10 protein-coding genes are annotated in these 13,350 nt (G+C 61.3%); 7 read left to right on the forward strand and 3 right to left on the reverse strand.

What is annotated here, in order from left to right; genetic code table 11:
- Nucleotides 1-13: 13 nt before the first annotated feature.
- Complete coding sequence (locus tag AC1RRC_RS27795) at nucleotides 14-502, reverse strand: DUF2938 domain-containing protein (protein ID WP_493058858.1); 489 nt, start codon at nucleotides 500-502, stop codon at nucleotides 14-16.
- An 81-nt stretch (nucleotides 503-583) separates the two neighbouring features.
- Here AC1RRC_RS27795 and AC1RRC_RS27800 point away from each other — a divergent pair, with 81 nt between their 5' ends.
- The 3 genes from AC1RRC_RS27800 to AC1RRC_RS27810 are packed head-to-tail and all read left to right on the forward strand — an operon-like array spanning nucleotide 584 to nucleotide 2,223.
- Nucleotides 584-1,018 (forward strand): helix-turn-helix domain-containing protein, encoded by a 435-nt coding sequence (locus AC1RRC_RS27800; RefSeq protein ID WP_493058860.1) that lies wholly within the window; start codon nucleotides 584-586, stop codon nucleotides 1,016-1,018.
- A 1-nt stretch (nucleotide 1,019) separates the two neighbouring features.
- A complete protein-coding gene (locus AC1RRC_RS27805; protein WP_493058862.1) occupies nucleotides 1,020-1,466 on the forward strand; it encodes an AAA family ATPase in 447 nt (148 codons plus the stop codon).
- Entirely contained in the window at nucleotides 1,456-2,223 is a 768-nt protein-coding gene (locus AC1RRC_RS27810; protein ID WP_493058864.1) for a tRNA(His) guanylyltransferase Thg1 family protein, read from the forward strand. The genes AC1RRC_RS27805 and AC1RRC_RS27810 overlap by 11 nt, the downstream gene beginning before the upstream one ends.
- A gap of 44 nt (nucleotides 2,224-2,267) precedes the next feature.
- Here the strand turns inward: AC1RRC_RS27810 and AC1RRC_RS27815 are convergent, their stop codons facing one another.
- Nucleotides 2,268-3,944: a hypothetical protein gene (locus tag AC1RRC_RS27815; RefSeq protein WP_493058866.1), complete on the reverse strand. Its 1,677-nt coding sequence runs from the start codon at nucleotides 3,942-3,944 to the stop codon at nucleotides 2,268-2,270.
- Between the two features lie 42 nt (nucleotides 3,945-3,986).
- On the reverse strand, nucleotides 3,987-7,055 hold the full coding sequence (locus AC1RRC_RS27820) for a TonB-dependent receptor (protein ID WP_493058867.1): 3,069 nt from the start codon (nucleotides 7,053-7,055) through the stop codon (nucleotides 3,987-3,989).
- A gap of 173 nt (nucleotides 7,056-7,228) precedes the next feature.
- Between AC1RRC_RS27820 and xylF the strand changes: the two genes are divergently transcribed.
- The 4 genes from xylF to AC1RRC_RS27840 are packed head-to-tail and all read left to right on the forward strand — an operon-like array spanning nucleotide 7,229 to nucleotide 13,346.
- On the forward strand, nucleotides 7,229-8,236 hold the full coding sequence (gene xylF / locus AC1RRC_RS27825; protein ID WP_493058869.1) for a D-xylose ABC transporter substrate-binding protein: 1,008 nt from the start codon (nucleotides 7,229-7,231) through the stop codon (nucleotides 8,234-8,236).
- A gap of 2 nt (nucleotides 8,237-8,238) precedes the next feature.
- Nucleotides 8,239-9,765, forward strand: coding sequence for a D-xylose ABC transporter ATP-binding protein (gene xylG, locus AC1RRC_RS27830; RefSeq protein WP_493058870.1), 1,527 nt, complete (start codon nucleotides 8,239-8,241; stop codon nucleotides 9,763-9,765).
- Nucleotides 9,762-10,889: a sugar ABC transporter permease gene (locus tag AC1RRC_RS27835; protein ID WP_493058872.1), complete on the forward strand. Its 1,128-nt coding sequence runs from the start codon at nucleotides 9,762-9,764 to the stop codon at nucleotides 10,887-10,889. The genes xylG and AC1RRC_RS27835 overlap by 4 nt, the downstream gene beginning before the upstream one ends.
- 57 nt (nucleotides 10,890-10,946) lie before the next feature.
- Complete coding sequence (locus tag AC1RRC_RS27840; RefSeq protein WP_493058873.1) at nucleotides 10,947-13,346, forward strand: glycoside hydrolase family 3 N-terminal domain-containing protein; 2,400 nt, start codon at nucleotides 10,947-10,949, stop codon at nucleotides 13,344-13,346.
- Nucleotides 13,347-13,350 lie beyond the last annotated feature (4 nt).

Genomic DNA, 13,350 nt, shown 5'->3' on the forward strand with positions numbered 1-13,350 from the left:
GCTCCTGGTAAGGTCAAAACAAAGCGCTCAGTGCCGCGGCCAGTTCGGCAGCCAGATACAGCCCCAGCCCGAACACGGTGTGGTTGGCCACGCTGCGCAGGCAATTCTTCAGCGGCGTGGGGGTTTTGGAGGAAGCGATGCCGGCGCCCATGGCGGGCTGCATGACGAGCAATGGCGCGGCGACCGTCGCCATGCCGACCGCCAGCGCCGGTAACAGGGTTGGACTGCCGGTCCATTGCATGCCCTGCACGGTGACCAGCAGCGCCGCAAAGGCAATGCCGATCGCGTAGTGCACCAGCCAGCCCAGCGCGAGTTCGCCCGGCACGGGCGGTGACTTGGCAATGGCAGGATGCGCAAACGTCCCGTGGGCGAGATGGCCGGTCCAGCGGCCAATATAAGCAAAATTCAAGGTGGGCACGCCCAGCCGTTTCAGCAGCATCAGCCATATATCCATGACCGCGGTGGCGCCGATGCCGATCAAGATGACGTTGACGATTTCCATAATGTTCACTCCCAGTTGACTCAATTCTTCGATGCGTCCACTATAGAAGTTGAAGTCAACTTCAAGTCAAGGGGCTGGAAAATGGATATAGCGGAAGTCGCCAAAGTCACCGGCGTGCCGGCATCGGCATTGCGCTATTACGAAAAGAAGGGATTGATCGTGTCCACCGGCCGCCAGGGACTGCGGCGCACGTTCGGCAAAAATGTGCTGGACCAGTTAGCGTTGATTTCGCTGGGCCAGTCGGCGGGGCTGTCGCTCGATGAAATCCGGTCGATGTTTCTGCCGGACGGAGAAGCACAGATCGACCGCCAATTACTGGCAGCAAAGGCGGAAGAAATTGACGCACTGATCACCCGGCTGCAAGCCATGAGCGATGGCTTGCGCCATGCGGCGGCATGTCCAGCCCCCAGTCATGCCGAATGCCCGAAGTTCCAGCGCCTGCTGAAAGCAGCCGCCTCGGGCGCCATTGAGCGGCGCTGGAAAACTGCCGTGTATCAAAATCCGAAAGGTCATTAATTTGGAAGCAATACTTTTTGTCGGCATCCAGGCAAGTGGGAAGTCGTCTTTTTACAAAGAGAACTATTTCAATTCGCACCTACGGATCAGCAACGACCTGCTGAAGACCAAGCACAGGGAAAAGATGTTGTTGGGGTACTGCTTCGAGACCAGTATGCCGCTAGTGATCGACAACACCAACGTCACCAGGGCGGTGCGGGCAAAGTATATCGAGCTGCTCCGGCAGCAAAAATACACCATCAAATGCTTTTACTTCAAATCGGATGTCAGCCGCTCATTGGCCTGGAACAGCACCAGGAAAGGGCCCGACCTGATTCCGGAAGTGGGTATTCTGGGCACCTATAAACGCCTCGAAATCCCGGCGCGCTCGGAAGGGTTTGATGAAATGTATTACGTGGATTTTGATAATGGAACACATATTGTGAAGGCATGGGAAGATGAAGTTTGACGATCTGGATAAGGCAATGCGCGTGTATGAGACGACTCACGACCACTGTGTGCTGCCAGGGATTTACATGGTGGCGCGCATCGATGGGCGCAGCTTTACCCGGCTGACCAAGGAAACCGCTGGCTTCGAGGCGCCGTTCGATGCCCGCTTCCGCGACTTGATGATTGAAACCACGAAGCACTTGATGAACTGCGGCTTCAAGGTCATTTACGGCTACACGGAAAGCGACGAGATTTCCTTGTTGTTCGATCCGCACATTAACGTCTTTGGCAGAAAACTAAGGAAATACAACTCGATCCTGGCCGGAGAAGCGTCCGCGAAATTCAGCCTGACGCTGGGCAGCCTCGCGGCATTCGATTGCAGGATTTCCCAACTGCCGACCAAACGCCTCGTTATCGACTACTTCCGGTGGCGTAACGAAGATGCGCACCGCAATGCGCTGAATGCACACTGCTACTGGATGTTGCGTAAAGAGGAGGTTGACGCAAACAGCGCCGCAGCGCAGATCTCGAAGAAATCAACGGCGGAAAAAAATGAATTGCTGTTCAGCCGGGGAATCAACTTCAATGAACTGCCGAACTGGCAAAAACGTGGGATAGGTTTTTATTGGGGCTCCGAAACAAAGACTGGCTACAACCCGCAAACCAATGCAGAGGTCACGTCGATCAGGAGCGTCATCAAGTGCGATCTGGACTTGCCAATGAAAGATGAGTACAGCGACTTTGTGAGCGCGATCCTGGACCAGCACCGCATGTGATCCCTGGTGGCAGCCCAGCCGCAGCTGGACTGCCAGGCCGTGTGTCATTGCGGGTGCGCCGCCGGCAACTTCAGGGATGCCAGCACCGCATCGATATCCACGCCATGGAATCGCTGTGCCGCATCATACACTGTGCTGCATGCGACGTCGGCGGCGCCGCCCTGCTCCAGTCCCAGCCGCACTTGCTTGCGCCCGGCGCACGCGCCGCTCAACGCCAGTACCGCGCCAGGATCGGTCAAGACCACGCCCTCGACCTGCGTAATCCGCATGCCGCCTTTGAGCGCGCGGCATTGCACGCCGCTGTCCACGATGATCAGGCCGTCTCCCGGGAAATAACTGACGCCGTCACAATCTTCCCGCATTAGTCCTTCAAACGCTTGCAACAGCATCAGCTTGCGCTGCGACGGCGTGGCCGCAATGGGGCGCGCCAGCCCGGTGGCGTCGAACAGGGCGCCGAACGCCCGCCGTAGCGGCACGCCGCGTTCCAGCAATTCAGGCAGCCAGCGCGCCTGGCACCCGCCCGGCGCGCCGGATTTGCCATCGCCACCGCACTCCAGCGCATGGGCGAAATCCGGCTGCTTGCCCGCCTGCGCACTGCGGTACAAGCCGCTGAAACGCGCCAGCGCGGTATCGCCGCCCTGCCGCGCCGCCAAGGCATACACATAGGCCGGCAAGCCGCAACGGTAAGCCAGCTGGCGGCTACCGATTTCCCGCTTGCCGAGCGCACGCCATGCGCGCTGTCCAGCGCCCAGCAGGCATTCGGCCAGCGCATCATCGAGCACGCGGGCCGCCTGCTGTTTCGAGAGCCAGCCGTTTTGCACACTGACCACCCAGCGCAGGAATTCCGCACCGCCTTCGTGGATCAGGCGTTCGTCGGCATAGGCATCGAACGCGTCGCGCAATTGAAAACGGTGACTGAATTCGTGCGACACCAATAAGGTCAATTGTTCTTGCTCCGCCGCCGACGGCTGCAGCGGCCAGTTCACGAGACCAAGCCGCAGCACGTCCGCCGCATCACCATCGATGCCGACGCCGCCGGGCGCCTCCACCCGCGCCGCCGCCAACACCGGCATGCTGAACGGCGCATCGGGCATCGCCGCTTTCAGGTAAGCAATGGTGCCACGCGCCACGCGGTCGATGTGCGCGACATTCGCCGCGCCCAGTCCCGGCGCATAGTAGCGGATGCCTTCCGGCGACTCCCCCAGCGGCACCGACGACAGCAGCACACCCATGTCGCCGCCATCCCTTACCTCCGCACTGACTTCCCCACTGCCGGCCACCGTGCGCCCCTGCAACGCGAGCGCTTTCGGTGCAATGAAACGGTAAGTCCCCGGCCCGCATTGCGGACCGACCGCGAAATTACTGGTGTGGACATACACGGCATCACCGAGCGGGAACGCGGGTGGATAACCGGGCCGTCGCTCGGTTGATACCGGCACGCGCAGCCGTACGGCGGGACAGGCGCCGTCCCTGCGGTGCAGCGCATCGCCAGCGGCACTACCGCACTGGTCGAGCGGTTGCCAGTTCCGGCGGATCGCAGCGCCATCGGCGCCATGCTTGTCAAACGGCAGCTTGCCACAATCGGCGGGGAGGAAATACGACGCCACCAGGTGGTCCGGCGCGGCCATATTCAATTCGACGGTCACACCGGACGCACTGGCGGCCAGAGGCGCTGCGCCACCGGCAAGCAGCAGCGCCGCAGTCAGGGATTTGATTGCCAATTTTGATATCCAATGTATCAAGAATCGGCAATCATACTGCACTTAAAACGTCTTGCGCACCCCCACCGAGAAAGTACGGCCCGGCGAATACTTCGAGAACGTCGCGTTCGGGAACTGGAAGTACGTGCGGCGCGAGCCATTGTTCAAGTTCACGATGTCAAACGTCACCGTCGGCCAGCCATCGCGGTCCAGCACCTTTTCCAGGTCCACATTGGACGAGAAATCGAGCTGCTTGTAATCGTCCGAGTACAGCGCGGCATTCGGGATGCCGTTCTGGTTGCCCGGCGCCACCTGGCTGCCCTTCGAGAACGTGTGCGACAGGCGCGCCATGTAGCCGTGGTTTTCGTAATACACGCCCAGGTTGTTGGTGCGCTTCGGCACGCCCAGCGCCACGAAACCGGTCGAACCTTCACCGCTGGCTTGCTGGTTGATGAAGGTGATGGTTTCATTAAAGCCGAAACCGCGCCATGGCAGTAATTTATCGAGCGGCTGCACCCAGCCCAGTTCCAGGCCGCGGATGCGCAAGGTGCCGTCGGCATTGCGCGGACGGGTCAGCACCACCGTCGCCGCATCCGGACCGCCACGCGAATTGATGGCGGCTTGCTGCAGCGGCGTCAGGCTGCCGTATGTGACGCCAAAAGCAGCCAGTGCGGAAAACGGCGTCGTGATGTTTTCATTGACCGTGAAGCCATCGACTTTCTTCTGGAAGGCCGTCACGCTGATGTACCCTTCGCGCCCCGTGTACCAGTCCAGGCCCAGGTCGATGTTGTCGGAAATGTAGGGCTTCAAGCCGGCATTGCCCACCGAGCCCACGTCCGCCGATACACCGGAGAAGTTGATGCCCGGACGCAGCGCATTCGGATCGACGCGCGTCATCGTGCGAGAGACGGCGCCACGCGCCACGATATCGCTGCGCAGGTTCAGCGCCACGGTGGCCGACGGCAGCACGTTGCTGTAATTGGTTTCCTGGTACACCCACTGGTCCACGTTCGGATACTTGCTGCCGTTGAGCGTCAGGTTCGCATTGCGCGGATCGGTCAGCGAATTGTACGAACCCACCGACTGCCGGGTGCGCACATAGCGCACGCCGCCGTTATAGCGCAGCCCGTAACCCAGCACCTTGGCGTCACCGCTGGCTTCCAGGTAAGTACCGGTGGTGCGTTCGCCGATGAAGCCCGAGCTGGCGCCGGTCGATGACGATGCCGTGTACGGCGCGGAACTGTTGTAGGCGTCGTAATTGGCATCCTTGCGGAAACGTTCCCAATCGATCACTGGCATGCCGTGCGGACCGGCGACGATGTAGCTTTGCAGCTTGGATGCCGGCACCAGTGATCCGCCATAGGTCAGCGGCGTGGTGGCGCCTGCCGTGTAGCCGGTGCCATAGCCCGGATACAGCGCGGCGGCGCTGGCGCCCGGGGTGCTGGCGCCGTCGCAGGCCGGGCCGCCGTTGGGGCCCAGCAGGAACACGCTCGGATTGTTGCCGCACACGGCGGCTTGCCATGCGCCGGAATTATCCTGGGCGCGGATACGGCGGTTGATGTCATCGTAGGCGAAGCCGCCCTTGACGTTAAAGGCCTTGTCGCCCCACGTCAGGTCCGTATGAAAACCCTTGGTGCGGGTTTCACGCAATTCGTTCTGGATGTTGAGGCGGCCGCCGGCCCAGACATAGGACGCCGGGTTGTTCAAATCCAGGCTCGACACCACGCCGGGCACGCCCCCATCCATCGTGTAAGTGACGGTATTGCCGCCATTTTCCGCCGTGATCGGCATCACGGTCGGCGCTTCGTGGCTGAAACGGCTGCGGTTGAAGTTGGCCTGCGCATCGAGTTTCAGGGTCGGCGTCAGTTGCCATTCCATGCCGGGGTTCACGCCAAACAAGTCGACCTTGTCGCGGCGCGGACCGTATTCGATAAAGTTGCGCGCATTCGCGTAGGTGCCGCCCGTGACCACGCAACCGCTGGCGCAATCGCCGCGGTCCACCGTCATGTTCAGCGGAATGGCGGCATTGTTGCGCACCGCCCAGGTATAGGCGATGCGCTTCATGTCGTCATCCTTCTTGCTGTACATGGTGTCCAGGTAGAAGTGCAAGTCCTTGGTCGGCCGGTATTCCGTGCTGACGATGGCGGAAATCTTGTCGCGCGTGCCGTAGTAATCCATGGTGCGGGCCAGGCGCGGCAAAATCGCATTGTCGATTTGCTGGATCGTCAGGCCCGGATTGTGCGCCAGCAGGAAAGCCTGGTCGATCACTGTCCCAGGCACCAGGCCGTTGCCGGCATTGGCCGGCACGGTGGCGGGGATGCTCCAGTTGCCGCCCCCCGTGTTGTTGCGGGTCGGCGAGGTATTTTGCGCGGCCGACAGGTTCGGGTTGGTCCAGCCCACGGTCTCAAAGCCCACCGTGCGCGCTTCCTGGTGCGAGAATGCAATGCCGCCCAGGATGCCGAAGGTGTCGCCAAACGTTTTGCTGGCCAGCACCGAGCCGCGGCCGCCAGTCTTGTCAGCGATGTTCGCGCGGGTGCCTGTGAAACTGACGGCGAGATTCGTGCCCTCCTTGTCGAACGGGCGCGCGCTGCGCAAGTTCACGACGCCGGCCGCGCCCCCTTCGAGCATATCCGCCGTCGGGCTCTTGCTGACGGTCAGTTTGGTGAACAAATCCGTCGGCAGTAAGTCCAGGTCGACTTCGCGGTTACTGTTCTGGCCATCGATCGGGCCGGACGACGCCACCGCGATCTGCGAATTGTTCAGCAGGATTTTCGTGAAGCTCGATCCCAGGCCACGGATCTGGATGTTCATGCCCTCGCCCGTCACGTCGCGCGATACTTGCACGCCGGGGATGCGGCTCAACGATTCCGCGATGTTCTTGTCGGGGAATTTGCCCAGGTCTTCGGCATTGATGGAATCCTGGAAGCCCAGCGATTCCTTCTTGTCTTTCGCGGATGAAATCAGGCTGCTGCGGAAGCCTGTCACCTGGATCGATTGCACGTCTTGCGGTGTGGATTGCGGTGTGGACTGCGCATAGGCTTGCGCAATCGACATCGCCATCACCGTCAAACCCACCACCACCTGGCGCCGCATACGCGGCTGGGTTCCTTGTTCTACGCCTTGCTTGGCCATGCTGTCTCCTGAAATTATGTTAGCGCAACCACTAAAGTGTAGATCTGCCGAAATCTGAAGTCAACACTTTTAACATGAAATGTCTAGCGCAATCATTTCATTAGAAAGGAAATGATTGACTAAAAATGGTAGCGCTATTAATTTAATGGTAGAAAAAAATAAGGAGACTGAAGATGAATGCAATCATGAAAGCAGCCGCGCTCGCCGCTGCCCTGACACTGGCCGCCGCCGGTCCCGCGCTGGCGGACGCAAAAAACCCGAAAATCGGTTTTTCCATCGATGATTTGCGCGTCGAGCGCTGGGTGCGCGACCGTGATTTCTTCACGGCGGAAGCGGAAAAACTGGGCGCGAAAGTCTATGTGCAGTCGGCGGACGCCAGTGAACAGCGCCAGATTGCGCAAATCGAAAACCTGATTTCACGCGGCGTCGATGTGCTGGTGATCGTGCCGTACAACGCCACCGTGCTCAATAACGCGATCCGCGAAGCCAGGAAAGCCAAAATCAAGGTGGTGTCGTATGACCGCCTGATCCTCAATGCCGATATCGACGCCTACATCTCGTTCGATAACGCCAAAGTCGGCGAACTGCAGGCGGCCGCCATCACCCAGCTGAAACCGAAGGGTAATTACTACCTGCTGGGCGGCGCCCCGACCGACAACAATGCCAAGGTCCTGCGCGAAGGCCAAATGAAAGTGCTGCAGCCGCTGATCGACAAAGGTGACATTAAAATCGTCGGCAAGCAGTGGGTCAAGGACTGGAGTCCCGCGGAAGCGCTGGCCATCGTGGAAAACGCGCTGACGGCCAACGGCAACAAGATCGATGCCGTGGTGGCGTCCAACGACGGCACGGCGGGCGGCGCGATCCAGGCGCTGACCGCGCAAAAACTCGCCGGCAAAGTCGCCGTATCGGGACAAGATGCCGACCTCGCGGCGGTCAAGCGCGTGATCGCGGGCACGCAGGCCATGACGGTCTATAAACCCCTGAAAGTCATTGCCGCCGAAGCGGCAAAAATCTCGGTGCAACTGGTGCGCAATGAAAAACCGGCGTACAACGCGCAACTGGATAACGGCTTCAAGAAGGTCGACAGCGTGCTGCTGAAACCGGTGCCGCTGACCAAGGCCAATGTCGACCTGCTGGTGCAGGACGGCTTTTATACCAAAGCCCAGCTTTCCGCCCACTGAACATGTCCGGCTACTTGTTGGAAATGAAGGGCATCGTCAAGCAATTCGACGGTGTCCGTGCGCTGGACGGCATCGATATCAAGCTTCAGGCCGGTGAATGCGCCGGCCTGTGCGGCGAAAACGGCGCCGGCAAGTCCACGTTGATGAAAGTGCTGTCCGGGGTCTATCCGCATGGGACGTATGAAGGGGAAATCCTGTGGGACGGCAAGCCGCTGCGTGCGAAAACCATCCGCGACACGGAACAGGCCGGCATCGTCATCATCCACCAGGAATTGATGCTGGTGCCGGAATTGTCCGTGGCGGAAAACCTGTTCCTCGGCCACGAACTCACCTTGCCCGGCGGCCGCATGGATTACGCGGCCATGAACCGGCGCGCGCAGGCATTGCTGGCGGAGTTGAATATCAACGATGTCAACGTGGTGCTGCCCGTCAGCCAATTTGGCGGCGGTCACCGGCAACTGTTTGAAATCGCGCGCGCGCTCAACAAGAATGCGCGGCTGCTGATCCTCGACGAACCGTCGTCGTCGCTGAGCGCCAGTGAAATCCGCGTCCTGCTCGATATCATGCGCTCGCTGAAAGCCAAGGGCGTCACCTGCGTCTACATCTCGCACAAGCTCGATGAAGTGGCGGCCGTGTGCGACACCATTGTCGTGATCCGCGATGGCAGGCACATCGCCACCACGCCGATGGCGGACATGAGCGTGGAGCGCATCATTGCGCAAATGGTGGGGCGCGATATGAACCAGCTGTACCCGCCCCGCCTTCATACGCCGGGCGAGACCGTGTTCGAGGCGCGTCATGTCACCTGCATTGACCGCGACAACCCGCGGCGCAAGCGGGTCGACGATATTTCATTTGCGGTGCGCCGGGGTGAAATCGTCGCCATCGCCGGGCTGGTGGGCGCGGGCCGCACGGAGCTGGTATCGGCGCTCTTTGGCGCCTATGACGGGCCGTATGAAGCGGAAGTGTGGCTGGAGGGCCGGCGCATCGATACCGGCACGCCTTTGAAAGCCATTCGCGCCGGGCTGGCCATGGTGCCGGAAGACCGCAAGCAGCATGGCATCGTACCGGACCTGTCGGTGGGGCAGAACATCACGCTGTCCGTGCTGGGGCAATTTACCCGTGCCACACGGATCGACCAGGAAGCCGAGCTGAAAACCATCGGGCAGCAGATTGCCAGCACGCGGCTGAAGACGGCCAGCCCCTACTTGCCCATCACGGGCCTGTCCGGCGGCAACCAGCAAAAAGCCGTGCTGTCGAAGATGCTGCTGACGCGGCCGGCCGTGCTGATTCTCGATGAACCGACGCGGGGCGTGGACGTGGGCGCCAAGTACGAGATTTACCAGCTGATGCAAGACCTGGCCAGCCAGGGCGTGGCCATCATCATGGTGTCGTCGGAAATGCAGGAAGTGCTGGGCGTGTCGGACCGTGTCCTGGTGGTGGCCGAAGGCCGCCTGCGCGGCGACTTTATCAACGAGGGCCTCACGCAGGAAACCATACTGGCCGCGGCCATGAATGTAGACCGATGAAAAAACTCTTCACCCAATACAAAATGCTGGCCCTGCTGATCGCCATCGGGCTGATCTGGGCCTACTTCAGCTACAAGACCGACGGTGGTTTTATCACCCCGCGCAACATGTCGAACCTGATGCGGCAAATGGCGATTACCGGCATAGTCGCATGCGGCATGTCGCTGGTGATCATTGCCGGCGAAATCGATTTGTCGGTCGGTTCCCTGCTGGGTTTACTGGGCGGCGTGGCCGCCGTACTCGACGTCACGCACCACTTGCCGCTCCCGGTCAATTTATTGGCGGTGCTGGTGCTCGGCCTCGTCATCGGCCTGTGCAATGGCTACCTGACCGCCTACCTCGGCATTCCCTCCTTTATTGTCGGCCTGGGCGGTATGCTGGCGTATCGGGGCATCGTGCTGGGCGTGACAGGCGGGCTGACCATCGCGCCGGTGTCGGACAACATGGTGGCCATCGGCCAGGGATATTTATCGCCACAGTGGGGCGTGGCGCTGGGCGTGGTGCTGCTGGCGGTTGCGGCGCTACTGACCTGGCAACAGCGCCGCAACCGCGCGGCCCATGCCTTGACGGTGGCGCCGATGTGGCGCGACGCGGTAAAACTGGCGGCGGTTGGCGCCGTGCTGGCGGCGTTTGTCTCGACCCTGAACGCGTACGAAGGTATTCCTTTACCGGTACTGCTGCTACTGGCGCTGCTGGGCATCTTCACTTACATCACCACGCAAACCGTGTTTGGCCGCCGCGTTTACGCGGTGGGCAGCAATATGGAGGCGACCCGCCTGTCCGGCATCAATGTCAAAGCCGTCAAGCTGTGGATCTTCGGCATCATGGGTTTGATGTGCGCGCTGGCCGGCCTGGTCAACACGGCGCGACTGGCAGCCGGGTCGCCATCGGCCGGCACGTCCGGCGAACTCGATGCGATTGCCGCCTGTTTCATTGGCGGCACATCGATGCGGGGCGGCGCCGGCACCGTGCATGGCGCGCTGATCGGCGCACTGGTGATGGCCAGCCTCGATAACGGCATGTCGATGCTGGACGTCGACACTTACTGGCAAATGATCGTCAAGGGCGGCATCCTGACCCTGGCGGTCTGGATCGACGTCAGCACCCGTACCGGCAAGCGCTGACGCGCCTGCAACGCTTTTTCTTGCAACACCCTTCCAACACTCACACTCAGCTACCCGATGATGAATAACCGCCGGCAGTTCCTGACTGCCACCACGGCCCTGGCCGGTTTCGCTTCCCTGCCCGCCTCCGGCGCATTCGCCGCAACGGCGGTCCGCCCCCTGTACAAAGACCCCAACGCCCCCGTCGCGGCGCGCGTGAAGGATTTACTGGGCCGCATGACCCTGGAAGAAAAAACCGCGCAAATGCTGTGCGTCTGGAACGAAAAACGCGCCATTGAAGACCAGCGCGGCGATTTCTCGCCGCACAAAGCGTCACAAGCCTATCCACACGGGCTGGGCATGCTCGCCCGGCCATCCGACCACCAGGGCGGCGCGACACCAGACACCGCTGGCGGCGCCGGCGACGATGGGTCACGTCCCAACCGCAGCGCGCGCGAAACCGCCGACTATGCGAATGCCGCGCAAAAATGGGCGATGGAACAAACGCGCCTTGGCATTCCCCTGTTCCTGCATGAAGAATCGCTGCATGGCTATGCGGCCAGGGATGCGACCAGCTTCCCGCAAGCCATCGCCCTGGCCTCCACCTTCGACACGGCGCTGGTCCGCAAGGTGTTCAGCGTGGCGGCCCGCGAAATGCGGGCGCGCGGCGCCAACCTGGCGCTGGCGCCGGTGGTCGACGTGGCGCGCGAACCGCGCTGGGGCCGCATTGAAGAAACCTTTGGCGAAGATGCGCACGTTTGCGCGGAGATCGGCAAGGCTGCCGTGCTGGGCTTCCAGGGCGAACAGCGCAAGCTGGGGAAAGACAAGGTGTACACCACCCTGAAACACCTGACTGGCCATGGGCAACCGGAAAGCGGCACCAATATCGGCCCGGCCGAAGTCACTGAGCGCACCTTGCGCGAAGAATTCCTGCCGCCATTCGAGCGCATCATCAAGGAAACCCACGTGGCGGCGGTGATGCCGTCCTATAACGAGATTGGCGGCTTGCCATCCCATGCGCACCGCTGGCTGTTGAAGACAGTGCTGCGCGACGAATGGGGCTTCAAGGGTGTGACCGTGTCGGATTACCTGGGCGTACAGGAACTCATCACGCGCCACCGCCTGGCCGACACGCCGCAGGATGCCGCGGTGCTTGCGGTCAAAGCCGGGGTCGATATCGAAACGCCGGATGCCTTTGGCTACAAGCTGTTGCCGCAACTGGTCAAAGACAAGCGCATCGCGATGGCGGAAATCGATGCGGTGGTGGCGCGCATCCTGGAGTTGAAATTTGATTCCGGCCTGTTCGAGCAACCATATGTCGATGCCCCCCAGGCGGAACAAATGACGGCGGCGCCGGATGCGGTGGCGCTGGCGCGCGAAGCCGCCGTGCGTGCCGCCGTGCTGCTGAAAAACGACAAGGGCGTGCTGCCGCTCGATGGCCGCAAGGTTGGCAAGGTGCTGTTGCTGGGCACCCACGCCAGGGATTGCCCGATCGGCGGCTATTCGGACGTGCCGCGCCATGTGGTGTCGATTTATGAAGGGATCAAGGCGGAGAGTGAACGGCAGGGCTTCCCGTTCGCGTATGCGGAAGGCGTGCGCATCACGGAAGAACGCATCTGGGGTAAGGATGAAATCACATTCACGCCGCCTGAAATCAACGCGAAACTCATCGCCGAAGCCGTGGCAGCGGCGAAAAGCGCGGACACCATCATCATGGTCCTGGGCGATAACGAACAAACCAGCCGCGAAGCCTGGGCCGACCAGCACCTGGGCGACCGCCAGTCGCTCGATTTGATGGGCCAGCAAAACGCGCTGGCGCAAGCGATTTTCGATCTCGGCAAACCCACCGTGGTGTTTCTGCTCAATGGCCGTCCCTTGTCCGTCAACCTGCTGGCGGAACGGGCCGATGCGCTGATCGAAGGCTGGTACCTGGGCCAGGAAACCGGCCACGCCGCGGCCGACCTGCTGTTCGGCCGGGCCAACCCGGGCGGCAAACTGCCGGTCACGATTGCCCGCAACGTGGGCCAGTTGCCGATGTTTTACAACCACAAGCCATCCGCGCGGCGCGGCTATATCGATGGCGGCACCAAACCGTTGTACCCGTTCGGCTTTGGCCTCAGCTACACCACGTTCGCGTTTTCCGCGCCAACACTGTCGTCGGCGTCGATCGCACGCAACGGCGCCACGCGGGTATCCGTGAACGTGACCAATACCGGCAAGGTGGCGGGCGACGAAGTGGTGCAGCTGTATATCCGCGACGACATCAGTTCCGTTACGCGTCCGGTGCTGGAATTGAAAGGCTTCCAGCGCATCACGCTGGCCCCCGGCGAGACGCGCACGGTCACGTTCGACATCGGCGTGCGGGAATTACAGTTCTACAACGCGGAGATGCGGCGCGTGGTGGAGCCGGGCAGTTTTACGGTGTCTGCCGGGCCGAATAGTGTGGAATTGAAGCAGGTGAAGTTGATGGTTGTGTGACGCC

This window comes from Pseudoduganella sp. GW821-FHT12E03, from assembly GCF_058807115.1.